Annotated in this window: 16 protein-coding genes and 1 tRNA gene; 6 read left to right on the forward strand and 11 right to left on the reverse strand. The window is 71.6% G+C overall.

The window, feature by feature from the left end; all coding sequences use genetic code 11:
- Positions 1–3: 3 nt before the first annotated feature.
- The 6 genes from JIAGA_RS0102805 to JIAGA_RS0102830 form a co-directional block, all read right to left on the reverse strand.
- Positions 4–1,296, reverse strand: coding sequence for a lysine N(6)-hydroxylase/L-ornithine N(5)-oxygenase family protein (locus JIAGA_RS0102805; RefSeq protein WP_211239485.1), 1,293 nt, complete (start codon positions 1,294–1,296; stop codon positions 4–6).
- Positions 1,293–1,937 (reverse strand): GNAT family N-acetyltransferase, encoded by a 645-nt coding sequence (locus tag JIAGA_RS33605; protein ID WP_084469416.1) that lies wholly within the window; start codon positions 1,935–1,937, stop codon positions 1,293–1,295. The genes JIAGA_RS0102805 and JIAGA_RS33605 overlap by 4 nt, the downstream gene beginning before the upstream one ends.
- On the reverse strand, positions 1,934–3,775 hold the full coding sequence (locus JIAGA_RS27155) for an IucA/IucC family protein (RefSeq protein ID WP_169738804.1): 1,842 nt from the start codon (positions 3,773–3,775) through the stop codon (positions 1,934–1,936). The genes JIAGA_RS33605 and JIAGA_RS27155 overlap by 4 nt, the downstream gene beginning before the upstream one ends.
- Positions 3,772–5,220, reverse strand: coding sequence for a pyridoxal phosphate-dependent decarboxylase family protein (locus JIAGA_RS27160; protein WP_051425612.1), 1,449 nt, complete (start codon positions 5,218–5,220; stop codon positions 3,772–3,774). Before JIAGA_RS27160 ends, JIAGA_RS27155 begins: the two co-directional genes overlap by 4 nt.
- Entirely contained in the window at positions 5,217–6,596 is a 1,380-nt protein-coding gene (locus JIAGA_RS27165; RefSeq protein WP_035812014.1) for a diaminobutyrate--2-oxoglutarate transaminase family protein, read from the reverse strand. The genes JIAGA_RS27160 and JIAGA_RS27165 overlap by 4 nt, the downstream gene beginning before the upstream one ends.
- Positions 6,597–6,858: 262 nt before the next feature.
- Positions 6,859–7,608, reverse strand: a complete 750-nt coding sequence (locus tag JIAGA_RS0102830; protein ID WP_169738805.1) for a DUF4190 domain-containing protein — start codon at positions 7,606–7,608, stop codon at positions 6,859–6,861.
- Between the two features lie 155 nt (positions 7,609–7,763).
- Between JIAGA_RS0102830 and JIAGA_RS27170 the strand changes: the two genes are divergently transcribed.
- The 3 genes from JIAGA_RS27170 to JIAGA_RS0102845 all read left to right on the forward strand — a co-directional run bounded on the left by JIAGA_RS27170 (position 7,764) and on the right by JIAGA_RS0102845 (position 11,007).
- Positions 7,764–9,110, forward strand: coding sequence for a M14 family zinc carboxypeptidase (locus tag JIAGA_RS27170; RefSeq protein WP_084469420.1), 1,347 nt, complete (start codon positions 7,764–7,766; stop codon positions 9,108–9,110).
- 174 nt (positions 9,111–9,284) lie between these two features.
- Positions 9,285–9,974, forward strand: a complete 690-nt coding sequence (locus JIAGA_RS0102840) for a VOC family protein (protein ID WP_026874496.1) — start codon at positions 9,285–9,287, stop codon at positions 9,972–9,974.
- A 1-nt stretch (position 9,975) separates the two neighbouring features.
- Positions 9,976–11,007, forward strand: a complete 1,032-nt coding sequence (locus tag JIAGA_RS0102845; protein WP_026874497.1) for a PHP domain-containing protein — start codon at positions 9,976–9,978, stop codon at positions 11,005–11,007.
- Here the strand turns inward: JIAGA_RS0102845 and JIAGA_RS27175 are convergent, their stop codons facing one another.
- Positions 11,008–12,237 carry an MFS transporter gene (locus JIAGA_RS27175; RefSeq protein WP_051425615.1) on the reverse strand — a complete coding sequence of 410 codons (1,230 nt, stop codon included), beginning with the start codon at positions 12,235–12,237 and terminating at the stop codon, positions 11,008–11,010.
- Positions 12,234–12,809 carry a TetR/AcrR family transcriptional regulator gene (locus JIAGA_RS32705; protein ID WP_169738806.1) on the reverse strand — a complete coding sequence of 192 codons (576 nt, stop codon included), beginning with the start codon at positions 12,807–12,809 and terminating at the stop codon, positions 12,234–12,236. The genes JIAGA_RS27175 and JIAGA_RS32705 overlap by 4 nt, the downstream gene beginning before the upstream one ends.
- 136 nt (positions 12,810–12,945) lie before the next feature.
- Here JIAGA_RS32705 and JIAGA_RS0102860 point away from each other — a divergent pair, with 136 nt between their 5' ends.
- Entirely contained in the window at positions 12,946–13,647 is a 702-nt protein-coding gene (locus tag JIAGA_RS0102860) for an alpha/beta fold hydrolase (protein WP_026874498.1), read from the forward strand.
- Between the two features lie 26 nt (positions 13,648–13,673).
- Here JIAGA_RS0102860 and JIAGA_RS0102865 read toward each other — a convergent pair whose 3' ends face one another.
- Positions 13,674–15,050, reverse strand: a complete 1,377-nt coding sequence (locus JIAGA_RS0102865; protein ID WP_026874499.1) for an FAD-binding oxidoreductase — start codon at positions 15,048–15,050, stop codon at positions 13,674–13,676.
- Between the two features lie 245 nt (positions 15,051–15,295).
- Between JIAGA_RS0102865 and JIAGA_RS0102870 the strand changes: the two genes are divergently transcribed.
- Together JIAGA_RS0102870 and JIAGA_RS0102875 are read left to right on the forward strand one after the other, a co-directional pair.
- Positions 15,296–15,368, forward strand: a tRNA-Lys gene (locus JIAGA_RS0102870).
- A 358-nt stretch (positions 15,369–15,726) separates the two neighbouring features.
- Entirely contained in the window at positions 15,727–16,419 is a 693-nt protein-coding gene (locus JIAGA_RS0102875; protein ID WP_026874500.1) for a GAF and ANTAR domain-containing protein, read from the forward strand.
- 154 nt (positions 16,420–16,573) lie between these two features.
- On the opposite strand, the gene JIAGA_RS0102885 is transcribed toward JIAGA_RS0102875, so the two are convergent.
- On the reverse strand, positions 16,574–17,656 hold the full coding sequence (locus tag JIAGA_RS0102885; RefSeq protein WP_026874501.1) for an SAM-dependent methyltransferase: 1,083 nt from the start codon (positions 17,654–17,656) through the stop codon (positions 16,574–16,576).
- A gap of 67 nt (positions 17,657–17,723) precedes the next feature.
- A complete protein-coding gene (locus JIAGA_RS0102890) occupies positions 17,724–18,344 on the reverse strand; it encodes a dihydrofolate reductase family protein (RefSeq protein ID WP_026874502.1) in 621 nt (206 codons plus the stop codon).
- Between the last annotated feature and the right edge of the window lie 457 nt (positions 18,345–18,801).

The raw sequence follows: 18,801 nt of genomic DNA on the forward strand, positions 1-18,801 counted from the left end.
TCCTCAGCCCAGCTGGTCGGCGCCGAAGCGCTGGTAGACGGTGCGCTCCCGGACGGGGTAGACCTCGCGGCCGGTCAGCGCGTTGACGATGACGCTGTTGCGGTGTGCCCCGAGGCCGAGGTCGGGCGCTCCGACGCCGTGCGTGTGCAGCTCGGCGTTCTGGGCGTACAGCGTCGACGGCGCACCCGAGGCGAGCTCCAACCGGTAGTCGGCCGCGACCAGAGGCCGCCCGCGCTCGTCGCGCGCCAGCAGACCCGGCGCCACCGGCAGCGGGGCAGGCTCGTGTCCTGTCCCGAGCACCACGACGTCGGTGTCACGGGTGAACGTGCGGTCTTGGTCGCGGTGGTGCCAGGTGAGCCGCCAGCGCCGGCCCGGCCGCGGCGACGGTTCGATGGCGCGCAGCTCGCAGCCGCCGCCGTACGTGACCGGCGGGTCGTCGCGGTCGATCGTCGCAGCGTAGAGAAGGTCGTAGATGCGTTCGCTGGTTTCGGCGGAGAGCCCCTTGTAGAGCAGATCCTGCCCGGCCCGGACGCGGTCGCGGACCTCCGGCGGCAGGCCGTGGAAGTACGCCGTGTACTCGGGCGTGAAGTGTTCGAGTCCGAGCTTCGAGTACTCCATCGGCAGGAACCCGCCCGAGCGGGTGAACCAGTCCACCGTCAGGCCGCCGGGCAACCCGGTCTCCAGGAGGTCCGCCACGACCTCGCCGGCGCTCTGCCCGGACCCGACGACGGTGACGGCGCCCGCGGTCACCGCTTTCTCCCGGTAGGTCAGGTAGTCCGCGGTGTGGAAGACGGCGTCACCGACGACGTCGCGGGCGACGGCTGGCACCGACGGCCGGCTGCCCACCCCGAACACGACCGAGCGGGCTCGATGCTCCTCGACGCCGTCGGACGTGCACACCCGCACCAGCCAGCGGCCGTCGCCCGCTGGCGTCACGGACTCCACGCGCGACCCGAACCGGCACGACGGCAGCGACTCGGCAACCCAGCGTGCGTAGGCGTCGAACTCCGCGCGCGGCACGTGGAACCGCTCGTAGAAGTAGAAGCGGTACAGCCGGCCGCGCTCGTGCAGGTAGTTCAGGAACGAGTACCGGCTGGTCGGGTCGGCAAGGGTCACCAGGTCGGCCAGGAACGGCACCTGAAGGGTCGTGCCGGGCAGCATCAGCCCGGGATGCCAGGAGAACCGGGGCGAAGCGTCGAAGAACCTCGCCTCGACGTCCGGCACCGGCGACAGCAACGCGGCCAGGCCGAGATTGAACGGTCCCAGCCCGACGCCGACGACGTCCAGCTCGCTCACGATGCCTCCCCAGCCGCATGGCTGCGGGATCCGGGCTGCCCTGGCGTCCCGGATCCCGCAACCATCGGGTCCATGGACGCGGCGACGGCGGCCCGGTCGCCCGGCCAGCGCGCGTCGAACTCCGCTCGGGTGCAGGCGAGCACCGCGGCTCGCTTGTCCGGCAGGTCGGCCTCGCCCAGCGTCGTCAACCCCAGCCGGGCGCAGTAGGCGAGCATCCGGCCGTTGCGGACGTCCGGCTCGCAGACGGCCCGCGCGCCCCGGCCCAGCAGATACGCCAGCACCGCCCGGCCCATCAGCCGGGGCACCCCCGTGCCGAGCATCGACAGCGGCCCGGCCAGCAGGTGGAAGCCCACGTCGTCGGCGCGCGCCGGGTAGTACGCGGCCAGCGGGTCGTCCTGCACGCGGTAGGTCTCGACGTAGCCGAACGGGACTCCGTCGGCCGACACCACCCACGGCGCGAGGTGGGTGAGCCCGGCCAGGTAGTCGCGGATGGCCGGTAGCGGCTTGTCGAGCTGCCACCACGGGACGACGTGTGGCCGGTTCATCCAGTCGTGGACGAGCGCGGCGTCGGCGTCCGCCCGGGCTGGGGTGAACGTCAGCTCGACGGCGGCACCCGGGAGCGTCACGAACAACGCGCTCATGGGGCCACCCCCAGCAGCGGGTTGGGCAGCGTCACGTACACCGACTGGGTGGCGATGTCGCCGACCAGTTCGTCCATGTCGCGCGCCCGGGTGAGCAGGTTCGCCTTGCACGGCCAGCGTTCGTCGTCGAGAAGCCGGTCCAGGAGCGTCGCCGGGTATCGCCCGCCGCGCCGGCGTTCCGATGTCAGCACCCGGCGCAGGTCCGCCAGCAGCAGCGACTCGTCGGCGCACGGGCCCAGCGCGTTCACCACACCGAGAGTCAGGTTGACGAACAGGTAGTAGACGAGCCGCTCGTCGGCCAGCGTCTCCGGGAAGATCGATTCGGTGGCTTCGCCCAGGCCGGGGACGACGGCGGTCAGGTCGCCGTGCGCCGCCTCGCGGTGGAAGTACCCCTGGCTGTCGCGGTACGCCCCGCGCACCGGCCAGCCGTCCTCCAACTCGACCAGCGTGTTCTGCTGGTGCGCCTCGAAGCACAGCCCGACGTCGAGGTACAGGCGGATCAGCGACCGGACGACGACGTCGCAGAACCGGCCGAACCACTCCCGGGCGACGTCGTCCTCGGCTCGGCCGGTCCGGGCCGCGATCGCCGCGACGATGGCCGACAGCCGGCTGCGTCCGCCGTACGGGTGGTCCTGGCACAGGGTGGTCAGCGCGGACACGTCCCGTGGCCCGCCGGTGCCCCACCGGTTCGACCTCAGCAGTACCGAGAAGCCGTTCAGGACGTCGTCGCCGCGGGTGACGGTGAGGTAGGCCGGGTCCTGGACGAGGACGAAGTCCGGCGCGGCCTGCGCGGTCCACTGCCCGACCACGGTGCGCGCCAGCCGTGCGGACTCCACGGCGCGGTCCAGCTCCTTCGGCAGCGTGACCCGCATCGAGTTCGTGACCCGCACGTGCAGCGAGAACTTCAGCTGCCACGGCGACTCGGCCCGGTAGACGGTGCGGACGGACGTGGTGGGCAGGTACGGCGAGCCCCACTCTCCGAGGTCCACGACCGCGCCGCTGTCGAACAGGTCCGCGGTTTCCGGTGCGGTGGCCAGCCGGTCCGCCTCGTACGGGTGCGCCGGCAGCAGCATCCGGTCACCGCCGACGGCGCCGAGCGTGGCGTCCAGCGCGGCGGAGTCCACCGCGGGGTCCTCGCGCAGCAGCGCTTCGGCCAGGAGCGGCGCCGGGGTGTCCACCGCGCTGCCGTGCCGGATGAGGTCGGCGGAGACGGCCAGCCAGCGCAGCGGGAACCGGCCGCCGGTCTCCGGGGAGTACCGCTGCCGTTCCGTGCCGCTCATCTCGCCGCGGCTCTTCGGGGTCGGGTGCACCAGGTGCCCGAGCAGGAGTGCCTGTTCGGTCTCGCCGAAGGTCAGCGGCTCGGGCGACCAGAGCCGGTCGATGTCGCCGCCTCGGCGGGTCAGGTGGTCGGCGACCGCGGCGGCACTGTCGAGGACCCGGGTCAGCAGCGCTTCACCGCGGCCCGGTGCCTCGTCGAGCGTGTCGGCCAGCAGTACCGCCAGCGGCGCCAGCGCGATCGGCCGCGGCGCGGCGTCGCCGAGCTGGATCAGCGCCGGCAGCTCGAGCTGGTGCCGGAACGTCGCGGAGACACGCCGGACCCCGATCAGCAGGCGGCCGTTCCAGCGGGGCAGCGGCACGACGACGACCGGCTGATCGCCGCGGGTGTCCAGCGTCCAGCCGGGCAGCTCGCGCAGCCAGCAGGTGAGCAGCGCGTGCGCGCCGGCGTCGTCCGCGGCCTCCCGTGGCGACGGTTTCCGCGACTCCTGGAGAGTTATGCACCCTTCCGGAGCACTTTCAGCGTGCACAACTCTCCAGAAGTCGCGGGTGGGGGCGGTCACGCGGCCTCCTTGGCGGTGGTGACGACGGTGTCGAGCAGGGCGGCGATGTCGCCGGCCGTGGTCAGCGGATTCGTCAGGGTGAGCTTGAGCGCGACCCGTCCGCGGTGCCGGGTGCGGCCGACGACGGCGCGGCCGGACGCCAACAGGCGCCGCTGGACGGCCACGTTGAGCTCGTCCAGCCGGGCCTCGCCCAGCCCGGCCGCACGGCAGCGGAACAGCACCATCACCGTCTGCGGCGGCGCCAGCAGCTCCAGCTCCGGCCGGTCGGTGACGGCGTCGCCGGCGGACGCGGCCAGGTCGACCAGGTGCTCGACCATCGCGGCCAGCCGGCGCCGCCCGGTCGCCCGCAGCGACACGAGGATCTTCAGCGCGTCGAACCGCCGCGACGTGTCCAGTGATCGGTCGACGAGGTTGAGCACGTCCGCGTCGTCGGTCCGGTTCAGGTAGTCGGCCGGTTCGCGCACGCTGCCCAGCAGCGCGGCGTCGCGGACCAGCAGCACGCTGGCGCCGATCGGTTGCCACCACAGCTTGTGCAGGTCGGCGGTGATCGAGTCGGCCCGCTCCAGACCGGTCAGAAGCGGCCGCAGCCGGTCGCTGAGCAGCAGCGCTGACCCGACCGCGGCGTCCACGTGGAACCACGCGCCGGCGTCCGCGGCCCGGTCGGCCAGGGCGTCGAGCGGATCGATCCCCCCGGTGTCGGTGGTGCCGGCCGTCCCGACGACGGCGATCGGCACGGCTCCGGTCTGCCGCAGCCCGTCCAGGCAGCGGTCCAGCGCGGGGACATCCATCCGGCCGGCGTCGTCGGTGGCCACCGCGACGACGGCGTCCCGGCCGAGGCCCAGCACGGCGGCCGCCTGCCGGACGCTGACATGGGCCGCGGAGGAGGCGAGGATGCGCCACCGCGCGGCCACCGGCGGCAGCCCGTTGACGTTCGCGCCCCCGGCCGCGTGGTCGCGTGCGAGCAAGAGACCGAGCAGGTTCGACGCCGTCCCGCCGGCGGTCAGCACGCCCGACGCGGCGGCCGGCAGCCCCGCCAGCGTGCCCAGCCTGCTCACCAGCCGGTCCTCGACGTAGGTGGCGGCCGGCGCCTGGTCGAAGGAGTCCATCGACTGGTTGGTGACCGCGATGGCCAGCTCGGTCGCGGCCGCCGTCAGCAGCGTCGGCGGATGCAGGTGAGCCGCGCACCACGGATCGGTGACTCGGGCGCCGTTGGCCAGCACCTGCCGCCCGACGTCGGCCAGCACGTCGCGCAGCGGTTCGGCGTCGTCAGGCAGGGGTTCGACGGCGGCGGCCGCCGTTCGCAGCCCGGCCGGGTCCAGTGCCGGGAACGGCGGGCGGTCGTCGGTACCGGCCAGCACGTCCAGCACGTCCGCGACCGCCGCGCGCAGAGCGTCGTGCGAGGCGGCGCTGCCGTCGAGGAACAGCGGTGTGTCGTGGCCGGTCACCGCGGTTCGTCCCGGCTCGCCCGCAGCGCCGCGCCGAACGCGTCGACCACCCGGTCGACCTCCGCCGCGGTGATGATCAGGGGTGGCAGGAACCGCACGACGGCGTCATGCGTGCCGCCCACTTCCACGATGACGCCGCGGTGCAGCATCTCCCGCTGCACCCGGCCGGCCAGCCAGCCGTCCGGCACCGGGACGCCGTCGGCGTCGATCACCTCCGGGTCGACCAGTTCGGCGCCGACCATCAGGCCGCGACCGCGCACGTGCCCGACCCGCGGGTCGTCGGACGCAACCGCCAGCAGGCCCTCGGTGAGCCGGCGGCCGACGTCGCGGGCGTGCTCGACCCACCCGGCCGTCGTGACCTCCCGGATCGTCGCCGCGCCGGCAGCCAGTGCCAGCGTCGAGCCGCGGAACGTGCCGGCGTGCGCGCCGGGCTGCCAGCCGTCCAGGGCACCCCGGTGGACGATGACCGCGAGCGGCAGCCCACCACCGATCGCCTTCGAGAGCACCAGGACGTCCGCCTCCAGGCCGACGGCCTCGCTGGCCCACAGGTCACCGGTGCGGCCGAGACCGGTCTGGACCTCGTCGGCGATCAGCACGGTCCCCGCCGCCCGGGTGGCCCGGCGGACGGTGCCGGCGAACGCCGCCGGCATCGGGTGCACGCCGCCCTCGCCCTGCACCGGCTCGGCGATGACCGCGGCCGGCGCGGCGATCCCGCTGAGGTCGTCGGCCAGCGCCCACTCGACGACTCTGCCGGCCATGCCCGCGGCGTCGTGCAGGCCGAACGGCGAACGGAACGCCGTCGGGAACGGCAGGTGGTGCACGTCCGGCAGCAGCGTGCCCAGCGGCTCCTTCGCCGAGCGGCGGCCGGTGAGCGCCAGCGTGCCCTGGGTCATGCCGTGGTAGGCGCCGCCGAAGGCGAGCACCCCGGACCGCCCGGTCGAGGTGCGGGCCAGTTTGACCGCGGCCTCGACGGCGTCGGCGCCGCTCGGGCCGCAGAACAGGATGCGCCCGTCGCGCAGGTGTTGCGGCAGTACTTCGAACAGCTGGGTGACGAAGCCGTCGCGGACCGGCGTCGGCAGGTCCAGCGTCGACAGGGGCGCACCGGAGTCGAGAGCGTCCCGGATCGCCTGCACCACCACCGGATGGTTGTGGCCGAGGGCCAGCGCACCGGCGCCGGCCAGGCAGTCGAGGTAGGCGTTGCCCTGCCGGTCGCGGACCGTGCACCCGCGTGCCTCGACCAGGGCGATGGGCAGCCGCCGGGGATAGGAACGGGCCGACGACTCCCGGCGGCGTTGCCGTTCGAGCAGCTCGTCGTGGGGTTCGGTCGTTCCGGTTGCTGGTGGATCGGCGAGCTTGACACCCTCGTGGTACGCCACGGGCGCGGTCCTTTCACGGAGAATGATCTGCAGTCAACTAGGTTTGCCTAACCTAACTCAGACCGCAAGTGCCTCCGTGATGCTGCTTGCTGTGCACCCCGAAAATGATCACGTCCACCATGGGTGCACCCGCACCACCATGGATGCATGCCGCGTGGAGCGGGAGAACGCCTGGGGGCGGCCGGCAGTTCGACCCGAAGACCGCCCGGCCGGGCGGCGAGCGGAGCGGCTGCGGCGGAATCGACGCGCCGCCGCTCCGTCGTCAGGTCTGGGCCCGCTCCGCGAGCGTCCCCGTCAGCGGGCCGTTCGGCGACATGGCGATGCAGATGATCTCGCGGCTGGACACCCAGCGATCCTCGGCCGGGTAAATGTAGGTGAACCCGATGGTCATGTTCTGGGCCGCCGAGGGTGCGTAAGCCCACAGCAGGTCATTGCACCTCTGGTCAGCCTCCGCGAAGACCGCATCCTCGCCCGGGTAGGGTCCACGCTCCAGCTCGACGATGCCGAACACCTCGCCTTCGTGCGGCTGCGCGCACGGCACGGCAGGCAGTGAGAAGACCCTGGTCGTCTCCTCCAGGTCGTTGACGCAGTCGCCGACCCCCAGCTTCTCCGGCGCGAGATCCCCCGCCTCGGTGACGCGACCCGACTCGTCGCGGTCGGCCCGGTCCGTGGTGCCGACCGCGCTCAGGGTGATGATGAGCGTGAGCCAGACGCCGGACGCCACCAGCCCGCCGATCGCGTGCTTCTTGCCGGGCTGGTTCCGGTCGCTGAGCTGGACCAGCGCGATGATGGCGCAGGTGATGGCCAGCGGGAAGACGGCGAAGACCCCGAACAGCAGCGCGGCCACGGCGAGCTTGTTCGTGGACGGGTCGCGTGGCGGCCCCTCTTCGGCAGCCCATGGGTTGTACGGGCCGGGTGTGTAGGGCCGGGGTTCGAAATACGGCCGCGGCTGCGGATGGGGCTGCGGCGGTTGTGCTGGCTGGGCGTACGGGTCCGCCCCGGGATCGGACATGGTGCGGACGGTAGCGCCTCGGCCGGACAGATGCCTCACAACATGACATTGCATAGGTCTCGTGCGGAACGTAACGCGGCGATAACCTCTGCCCTACATCGGCCGATCTTCAATGGTCGAGCTTGTGCCCTGTCGGTCCCGGAGAGGAACGCGTCATGAGGCTTACCGATCAGCCCCGTTCGAAGCGCCGCCTGGTGGTGGCCGCCGCTGCCGCCACGCTCGCGCTGACGGTCGTCGCCGTCCCGCCCACCGTCGGCGCCGCGGAGTCGAGCCTGCCCAGCGGCAACACCGAGTACCGCACGCTGGCCGACTACGAGGCGGACATGGCGGAGCTGGCCACCGAGCACCCGGACCTGGTCAAGCCGATCACGTTGCCGTACGCGACGACGTCCGGCCGCACCGTCCACGGCATCGAGATCAGCCGCGACGTCGACGTCGACAACGGCAAGCCGGTCTTCGTCAATGTCGGCATGCACCACGGCAACGAGTTCCCCAGCGGCGAGCTGACCATGGAGTTCGCCATCGACCTGGTCGAGAGCGCGGCCGCCGGCGACCCGTACGTCACCCGGCTGCTCGACGAGGCCCGCGTCGTCGTCGTGCCGGTGGTGAACGTCGACGGCTTCGTCCGCGGCCGCCGCCAGACCGACACGAACACCGACATGAACCGCAACTACGGCCTGGGCTGGCTGCCTATCTCCACCGGTGGCGCGGCGGCATGGTCGGAGCCGGAGACCCGCAACATCGAGTGGTTGCTCTCCACCCGGCAGGCCACCGTGTTCAACACCCAGCACACGTGCATCCAGGTGGTGCTCTACCCGCCGCTGCAGCTCGAGGCCGGCCCGGCCCAGGACGTCGACCGGCTGCACGCGCTGGCCTCGCAGGTGGCGGCGGCGTACGGCCCCAATTACAAGGCGCTGCCGTCGGCGGAGGACTACGAGACCACCGGAGAGGCCATCGACTGGGCGTACTTCGCCACCCGTGGCCTGTCCATCACCACCGAGACCTGCCCGGACGCGGGCGTGGCGCGCACCTACCAGACGCAGGTGCTGGACGTGTACGACGAGCACCGCCAGGCCGCGTTCACCATGCTGGAGACGGCGGCCGACCCGGCCGAGCACGCCGTCATCGCCGGCCAGGCACCGAAGGACGCGGTGTTGCGCATCACCAAGTCGTTCGACATGTACACCAGCCCATATCTCCAGGCGGACGGCTCGACCCGTCCGTCGTCGTTCACCACCACGCTCACCGACGATCTCGACATCGCCAGCCGCAACGGCAAGTTCGAGTGGTCGGTCAACCCGTCGTACCGGCCGATCCCCGCCTACCAGGCCAGCGGTGTCGAAGGGAACCAGACGGGGTTCTACACCGAGCCGTGGATCCTCACCTGCGAGCGGCCGGACGGCACGGTGCTGCAGACCGTCCCGGTGAACGTCGACCTAGGCGAGCGGGTGACCGTCGACCTCAAGGAGTGCCGCCGCGAGTTCCACCGCGACCGCAGCTGACATTCGCCCCTCCCTTCTCCGACCCGGAAATGATCACGTTGCGTTGGGGTTCTCCCGCTTCACCAGGGATGCTTGCCTGGTGAAGCGGGAGAACGCCTGGTGTCGGGTCGCCGCGCCCACCCAACCCGAGCCATACCGGCCCGGGTTGTCGGCCCGGCGTGTGAAGATGGCGGCATGGGTGAGGACCGCTCCGCACTGAGCCGGCCGGACGCCTCCGCGGCGGTGTCCCATCTCGGCTGGCGTTATCTGCTGGGCCGGTTGCACACCGGCGTCGCCGTCGGGTCCCTGGCCGAGGCGGCCGAGGTCGCGACGACGGCGGCGCAGGCGGCCGGCACGTCGGCGAGCCTCTCACTCGACCTGCGCCGTGACCGGGTGCTGCTCGCCGTCCAGGACCCAGCGATCGCCGACGTCACCCCGGCCGATGTCGAGACGGCCGGACGCATCACGACGGCGTTGCTCGCGGCCGGCCGGCACTCCGACCCTGGCCTCGGAGAGGGCGGCCGCGTCGTGCAGTCCCTCGAGATCGGCATCGACGCCATCGACATCCCGGCCATCCGGCCGTTCTGGAAGGCAGTCCTCGGCTACACCGACGAGCCGGGGCACGAGGGTCCGGAGGACCCCCTGGTCGACCCTCGCGGCCAGGGTCCGGCCGTGTGGTTCCAACAGATGGACGCACCGAGACCGCAGCGCAACCGCATCCATCTCGACGTGACGGTCCCGCACGACGAAGCGGAGAACCGGCTGCGGGCAGCGCTCGCCGCCGGTGGCCGGTTGGTGTTCGACGCCATGGTGCCGGCGTTCTGGGTGCTGGCCGACCCCGAGGGCAACGAGGCGTGCATCTGCACCTGGCAAGGGCGGGACTGAGGTGAGCGCCGACGCCAACCCGGGCGACGTCCTGCGGCGCATCGCGTACCTGCTGGAGCGGGCGCGCGAGCCGACGTATCGAGTACGCGCCTTCCGCACCGCGGCGGCCGCAGCGGACACCGTCGGCGGGGCGGAGCTGGCCGAACGGGTCGCCGCAGGCACTCTCACCGAGCTGCGTGGCATCGGCAAGGTCACCGCCGAGGTCATCACGGAGGCGCTGGCCGGTGAGGTTCCGGTCTACCTCCGTCGCCTCGAAGCCACCGCCGGGCAGCCGGTCGCCGAGGGTGGTGCCGAGGTCCGCGCGGCACTCCGCGGCGACCTGCACACCCATTCGGACTGGTCCGACGGCGGCAGCCCGATCCCGGAGATGGTGCGTGCGGCGGCCGGGCTCGGCCACCAGTACATCGCGCTGACCGACCACTCGCCCAGGCTCACGGTCGCCAACGGGCTGTCCGTCGAGAGGCTGCGCCGTCAGCTCGACGTCGTGGCCGAGCTGAACGAGCAGTCCGACGGCATCCGCATCCTCACCGGCATCGAGGTCGACATCAACGAGGACGGGTCGTTGGACCAGACCGACGAGCTACTCGGCCGGCTCGACGTCGTCGTCGCGAGTGTGCACTCCAAGCTGCGGATGCCCGCGGACGAGATGACCCGCCGTATGGTCACGGCGATCGCCAACCCGCACGTCGACGTGCTCGGGCACTGCACCGGCCGGCTGGTCACCGGCGGTCGCGGCACCCGGCCGGAGTCCACCTTCGACGCCGAGCTCGTCTTCGCCGCGTGCGAGCGGTTCGGCGTCGCGGTCGAGATCAACTCCCGGCCGGAGCGGCTCGACCCACCGAAGCGGCTGCTGCGACTTGCGGTCGAGGCCGGCTGCTCGTTCGCCCTCGACACCGACGCCCACGCGCCCGGCCAGCTGGACTGGCAACCGTACGGGTGTGAGCGGGCGGCCGCGTGTGGCGTCCCGGTCGAGCGCATCGTCAACACCTGGGCGGTCGACGACCTGCTGGCCTGGACCGGCCGCTCCCGGTGATCAACAGGGAGTTGCTACCGCTGGAGGGGGCGTAGCTTCCTGTCGATCACGGGATGCTGGATCCCGCCGACGGGTCGCGGCGAGGCCGAAGCCGAGTGCCAGCGCCGCCATGGCCGCGCATCCCCACAGTGCTGCCGTCGGTCCGGCTCCGTCCACCAGCACGCCGAGCACACTCGTCGTGCCGGCGGCGATGCCGATGCTCAGCCCGAGCGCCACCCCGGACGCCAGCCCAGCGTGCCTCGGCAGAGCGTCCTGGGCGACGATGACCAGCGGATACACGCTGCCCTCGATGGCCAGCCCGATCAGCACCAGCAACGCGACCGCCATGACCGTCGTCGACAACGGCAACATCGCCGTCAGCGGTAGCAAGACCGCCACCGAGACCACGATGACCGGGCGGCGGCCATGCCGGTCGCCTAGCCACCCGCCTGCATAGGTGCCGACGGCACCGGCCACCAGCATCGCGGTGACGGCGGCGCTGCCGAGACCGACGCCCGCGCCGAGCACCTCGTCGAACCACACCGGCGCGAACGCCATCAGGCCGAAGAGCACCGCGGTGGCGGCCGTCGCACCGGCTGTCGCGTACCCGAACGTCCGCCAGTCGCTGGGGAGACCGGCGAACTCGGCCTCGGTTGCGTCCGACGCGGGACCTGACGCGTCGATGCCGCGGCCCAGGAGCAGCGCGCCGGCCAGCGGGATCACGGCGACCGCGGCCACGGCCGGTAGCCCGAACGCGGCACCGAGCGGCACCGCCAGGGCCGGGCCGAGCGCGAAGCCGATGTTGCCGCCCAGTGCGAACACGCCCAGGGCCGAGCCGGGGCTGTCGCCCGCCGCCGCGCGGGTGGCCCGGATCGCCTCCGGGTGGAAGACCGCTACGCCCAGGCCGCCGGCCAGCAACGCCACCGCGATGGCGGCGAACGACTCCACCGCGGTCGCCAGCGCCAACCCGCCGGCGGCCATCACCAGGCCGAGCGGCTGCAGCCATGCCGCCCGTACGCGGTCGCCGACCAGCCCGGCGACCGGTTGCATCACGGAGGAGGCAAGGCTGCCGGCCAGCACGAGCAGCCCGGCGTCGGCGTAGCTCATGCCGCGGTCGGCGACAAAGAACGGGACCAGTGCCGGGACAGCGCCCTGGAAGAGGTCAGCGCCCACATGTCCCACGGTCAGCCGGGCCACCCGGCCGCGGTGGACGCCCTGACCGGGCAGCACCCGGTCGAGCACGGCGGTCATGGGAGCAGCCCGTTCAGGGCGAGATCGAGAACGGCGCCGGTGGCCCGCTGCGCCGGCCACCGGTGCTCGCGGCGCAGGTGCAGGTACGTCTCGGTGACCTGGACGTACAGCACGGTCGCGGCCTCCTCGGGGTTGTCGAAGGTGCGCAGCGAGCCGTCCAACGCGCCGTCGCGCAGCAGCCGCACGATGGGCGCGGTGAACTCCGCCCGGGTGAGGGAGTCGTCTCCCGGCTCGTGGTAGATCGCGTTGAGTGCGGCGTCGTCCAGTCCGCTCAGCAGGTCGGAGCGTTCGTCGGTGAGCGCGCACACGGCCTCGACGAGCGCGGTCAGCCGGGTCCGGGCGTCGCCGTCGGCGGCCAGGATGGGCAGCAACCGTGCGCTCTCCTCGCGGACCAGTTCGTCACGCAGGGCCGCCAGGATGGCCGTTCTCGTCTCGCCGCGTCGGTACAGGGTGACGCGGGTGATGCCGGCCTCCTTGGCGATGTCGGCCATGGAGGCGGTGCGTAACTCCTGACGCTCGGCGAGCCGCTTGGCGGCTTCGAGCACATCCTGAGACACCCTGTCGTCATTCACGATACAAGGTGTATCACAGGATTCGCGGTCGAGGAAGACTGTCAGCGGTACGAACGGGTGGTTTCCGGCCTGGTTGCGTGTCGCGGTGGGGGCACATCGCCAGGCGATGGCAGGGGAGCGCGTACTCTCTGCGCGCATGGACATCATCCTGATCCCGGGCTTCTGGCTCGACGGCTCGTCGTGGAGCCAGGTCACGCCGGTGTTGGAGCAGGCGGGTCACCGGGTGCGCGCGCTCACGCTGCCAGGGCTGGAGTCAGTCGGGGCTGATCGCAGCGGCATCGGGCTGCGCGATCACGTCGCCGCCACGGTCGCCGCCGTGGACGAGGTCGACGGCCCCGTCGTGCTGGTGGGGCATTCCGGTGGGAGCGCCATCGCGCACGGTGCCGCCGACGCTCGGCCGGACCGCGTCGCGCGGGTGATTCACGTCGACTCCATCCCGCTCGCCAACGGTCAGCCGATCAACGCCGCGCTGCCCGTGGTGGACGGCGAGATCCCGCTGCCCGACTGGTCGGAGTTCGCGGTCGAGGACATGCGGGACCTGGACGACGACCTGCGCGCGGCGTTCCGCGCGCGGGCCATTCCCGAGCCGACGGGCGTGGCCTTCGACCCGCAGGTGCTCACCGACGATCGGCGCTACGACGTCCCGGCCACGGTCGTCGCCTGCGAGTTCACCGGCGAGCAGCTGCGGGAGTGGATGGCCGAGGGTGACCCGGATCTCGCGGAAGTGGCCGCCCTGCGCAAGGTCGAGTACGTCGACGTGCCGACCGGCCACTGGCCGCAGTTCACCAAGCCCGCCGAACTCGCCCAGGCCATCCTCGGGGCGCTCGACCGCACCTGACGTGCGGTCCGCGAGGCGACGAGCGCTCAGCAGGGTGCCGGGGCGATGTTCGCGTTGAGCCGGAACAGGTTGTCCGGGTCGTAGCGCCGCTTCACCTCGGTCAGCCGGTCCCAGGTGGCGCCGGGATAGGCCTCCCGGATGCGCGCCGGGGCGTCGTCGCCGAGGAAGTTGACGTACGCGCCGGGGCCGCCGTTCTGGATCCGCTCGGTGAGCTGGACGACCCAGGCCTCGCGCTCGGTCCGCGTCTCGGGGCCGTCGACGAACGCCGCGACGTTGACCATGAAGCCGCGCCGGCGGTGGGCGTACGCGGTGGCGTCGTCGGGGACCCGCGCGATGGCGCCGCCGAGCGGCCGCAGCTGGGTGACCCGCATCGGAGCCGGGGCCGACGCGAGTTGCTCGAGGATGCCCTCGACCAGCGGCCGGTCGATCTGGTCGGCGAAGAGCGTGCGGGCCACCGCGACCGGGTGGTAGTCGTTGTCCTCGGGTGGGAACATCGCCGCGTACGTCATGGGCTGCACCATGTCGACGATGGGCGTGGCCAGGGCCCGGATAGGGGCGAGCACCTTCTCCGCCTCGTCGACGGGCCCTGCGTAGCAGACCAGCGCGAACGCCACCATGGTGCCGTGCAGTTCCTCCGGCACGAAGGGCATCGGCGGCGCCGGCATGAGGTTGACGATGACCGACAACTCGTCCGGAGCGGCAGCGGCCTCGGTGAGGAAGCCGTGCACGACGTCCGCGGTGGCCGGGAGCATGAGCATGCCGCCCACGATGCCCGGCAGCTCCCGCACCTGGTACTGGAACCGGGTGACGACGCCGAAGTTGCCACCGCCGCCGCGGATGGCCCAGAACAGCTCGGGATGGTTCTCGGCGTCGACCACCAGCACCTGGCCGTCGGCAGTGACGACCTCGGCCGCCACCACGGCGTCGATGGTGAGGCCGTACTTGCGGGACAGGAACCCGACCCCGCCGCCGGTGGTGATGCCGCCGATGCCGACAGTGCCGGTGTCGCCGAAGCCGAGGACCAGCCCGTGCTCGGCGAGCGCCGTGGTGACCTCGCCCGCCGTCAGGCCCGTCTGCGCCCACACGGTGCCGCCGGCGACGTCGACGTCGAGGTCGCGCAGCGCCGCGAGGTCGAGGGTGATGCCGCCGTCGCTGACGCCGTGGCCGACGGCGCTGTGCCCACCGCTGCGGACGGAGAGCTCCATGCCGGTGTCGCGAGCCAGGGCGACGACGGCGGCGACCTCCGCGGTGTCGGCGGGGCGAATGACGACGGCGGGGCGGTGGTCGGCGCCGCCGTAGAAGACGGAGCGGGCGGCATCGTAGCCGTCGTCACCCGGTGCGATGACCTCGCCGGCGAAGTCGGAACGGAGCCGGTCGAGGGAGAGAGTGGTAGGCGTGCTCATGCGGTCAGGGGTCTCCTTCGCGTGTCGTGGCGCCGTGGCCGGTACGACCCGGGCAGCGTGTCGGGTACGACACTGCCCGGACGCGCTGACAGATCGCTCACAGAACGGTGTCAGCGCCACGCGCCGGCTGGGCCTCGGACTCCATTCAAGCCGAAGCCACCGACAAGGTCGGAACGGTTTTCGCGCACAGCTCGACCGGCCGGGGCGCGTGGAGCGGGCCGGACGGACTGGGTAGCCTGTGCCCGGGGCCTCTAGCTCAATTGGCAGAGCAGCGGACTTTTAATCCGCGGGTTCAGGGTTCGATCCCCTGGGGGCCCACCTCTGGTTCGGAGACTTCGCATACGACCGATCCGCAGGTTCACGGTTCGAGGTCATCGTCATGACGAGTGCCTTCAGAGGTCCACGTGATTCGTGCGCGGCACCAGCACCGTCGCCCTGGTCTCCGGGGCGGCAAGCGACGTGTCGGCCCTTGGCTCGAACCGACACGTCTAGCCGAAGCTCCGTCGCGCGCCGAAACGGCGGCTTGCTGTAACGTACCCGCTCGACGAATTGACATGTGCCCGCCTGCGTGTTCTACAGGCATGGGGCGACGAACGACCTGTCGCTGCGTTTCCGTGGTGAAGTCTCGTTGGGATCGCCGACACCTTGAGGGCTGTGGGAGGGGGCAACCGAGGTGATGGACCGCTATCAGTTCAACCGACTCTTGGCCGAGGCAGCGCGCGACATGGCGGACGAGCCGGGCACGCAGCTCACATTGGACCGGGCTGTTCTGATGGCCACCGACATCATCGAGAACTGCGACCTTGCCGGAATCTCCCTCGTCCACCGGAGCGGGATCGACACCCCCGCCGCCAGTCACAAACAACTCCGGCAGATCGACGAGTTGCAGTACGAGCTGAACGAAGGTCCCTGCCTCGATGCTCTGAAACAGACCGACGTGTTGGCCGTCACCAACCTGGCCGAAGACCCCCGCTGGCCGAACTGGGGGCCCCGCATCGCCGCCGAGCTCGACATCCACTCCTCGATGAGCTTCCGGCTCTTCACGACCGGCGAGAACCTGGGTGCGCTTAACCTCTACGCCACCAAGATCGACGCCTTCAGTCACGAGGATCTCCTCGACGGGCTCGCGTTGGCCGCTCACGCAGCAGTCGCGCTGGCGGCGGCCGTCGAGGAGGACCATCTGCACCGAGCGTTGGATACCCGCCGCATGATTGGCGAGGCGACCGGCATTCTCCGCGAACGCTACGGCCTCACCACCGGCCAGGCATGGGGCGTCCTGCGCCGCATCTCCTCCCATCACAACATCAAGCTCCACCAGGTGGCCGAGCAACTCGTCGACATCGGCACTCTCCCCGACAGCAGCGGATGATCGGATGGCTCGAACCGAGCCAGCAGGTGTGCGCCAGAATCTCGGCCGCGTTGAGCGAGGCGGAACGCACTCTCATGCCGATGACCGGCGGGGCCCTCTGACGGTCCACGCTGGTTGAGGCTGGTTCGACCGACAGAGACGGGCCCAGCTCAGATCATGGGAGCAGTCGGTAGAAGCGCCAGTAGTCGGTGTCGATCGGCAGGGTCTGCACATCGCGGAAGCCTGCCTGGAGGGCATAGTGACGAAGCACCGAGGGGCGCATCACGGCCCCGGTGGCCGCGGTCTGAGGGTCTGCCATGGCGCCGGGTAGGCAGGAAACCACGCTCCAGCCGTACTCGGTTCGTTCCCGGAGCGAGGCGGGTGCGGCGAACTCCTCGTTGACCAACCCGTCGACCACGAGCATGATCCCGTCCTGGGCGAGGATCTGCCGGGCGGCACCGAGCGCGTCGACGGGCCGCGACATGTCGTGCAGGGCCTCGAAGATGGTCACCAGGTCATACCCGCCCGGATTCCCGAGGTTGGCGGCGTCAGCGACTGAGAACGTCACGCGATCGGCCACGCCGGACCGTTCGGCATTCCGGCGAGCGGCGGTGATGGCGTCGGGGTCGAGGTCAACGCCGTCCACGTGGACGCTGGGGTACGCGCGCGCCATGGCGATGCTCGACCAGCCGGTGCCGCACGCCACGTCGGCGACCCGTGCCGGCGGTTCTGCCCGTAGCCGGACGTCGACGTCGGCGATCGCGGGAAGCCATTCGTTGCCGAGCAGGTTGATGAACCGGGACCGGTTGGGGTCCGCCCGACCCTCCGGCTCCCACGGCAGGGGCGGCGGCGCATTCCCAGCTCGGAACGCATCCACCAGCTGCGGAAGCCGGCGCCCAGCGCGCACGAGGTCCACTGCGACGTGGGCCTCGTACCGGACATCGTCGGGGTCGGCGAGGACAGGGATGTGCTCCGCCGGCAACCGGTACCGCCGAACGAGCGGGTCCGCCCGCGGTTCGTCGACATCGATGAGTCCGCTCACCGCGTGCTGCTCGAGCCATTCACGTGCGTAACGCTCGGCTGTCCCCGTCCGGTCGGCAAGCTGCGAGGAGCTGGCCGGACCACCCTCTGCCAGCGCCCGGTACAGCCCGAGCCGTACGCCGAGGTAGATCGTGTACAGCTCCAACGCCGCAACGGCACTGTTGGACATCCGCTCGCGCAGGGCCTCCGTGCGGTCCACGCCGGGACGCGAATCCACGGGGGCGCTCCGCGTGTCGAACGGTTCGGGTTCGCTCTCGGACATCACCGCCACCTCCCGGTACAGCTCAGGACAGCACGCGGTAGGTCACATGTGTGACCAGGCTCGCCGCCCGCGACGACACTTGTTCGAGTTCCAGCGTCGGTACTCCCTCGAACAGCCGCGTGCCCGCGCCGAGCGTGAGCGGCACGATGTGCAGCCGCAGTTCGTCGATCAGTCCGGCGGCGAGGTACTGGTTGATGGTCGTGGCGCCGCCCATGATCGCGACGTCGCCGTCGCCGGCCGCCGCGCGTGCCTGTGCCAGCGCGGCCTCGATTCCGTCGGTGACGAAGTGGTAGGTGGTGCCGCCGTCCATCGGCTGCGGCTCGCGTGCGTGGTGGGTGAGCACGAACACCGGGGCGTGGTAGGGCGGGTTGTCGCCCCACCAGCCGTTCCATTGCCGGTCCCACTCGCCACGCACCGGGCCGAACATGTTGCGCCCCATGATGAATGCTCTTGCGGCGGTCATCTGCTCGATCTCGGCCTGGTTCTCGTCGGCGGTTTCGGAGTACCAGGCGTGCAGCTTGTCGCCCCAGCCGTCGCCTCCGTCGTCGCCGAACGGGCGTTCCTCGCTCTGGTTGAGCCCGGCCGTGTACCCGTCGGCTGTGACTGTGATGCCGCTGATCACTCTGCCGGTACGTGTGGTCATGCTCTCCTCCTCGTAGCGGCCTCGGTCGCCGTCCGCAGGGAGCCTGCAAGGGCCACCGTACGGGTCCGTGTCCGCGGGTCACTGTTTCCTGCTGGAGCCAACTGTGTCCTAGGGACACTGTTTTCGCAAGGCTCCCGTGGAGAGCCGTTTCACCGATCGCAGGTCGACGGGGTGCGGCGCGACGGCCGAGCCATGCGGGCGATATGACCCGGCAGGCCCGGCCGTCCGCGGTACGTGACCGTGCGGCTCAGGAGCTGATGCGACTGCGGGTCTGGCGGCGCTAGCTTCGGGCGAGCGGGCTGAGCTGGTCCTCACGGTGCACGTCGGTGACGGCGACGGCCGATGTCCCGTCCGCCGGGCACGCGGCGGCCCATTTCGCCGCGTGGACCTATCACGCCCGCGAAGGTGCCCGACGGGTTGGCCGGTACGGCGAGACTTTCGCACCGCCACCGACCCG

The sequence above is a fragment of the Jiangella gansuensis DSM 44835 genome (assembly GCF_000515395.1).
GTDB classification, from domain to species: domain Bacteria; phylum Actinomycetota; class Actinomycetes; order Jiangellales; family Jiangellaceae; genus Jiangella; species Jiangella gansuensis.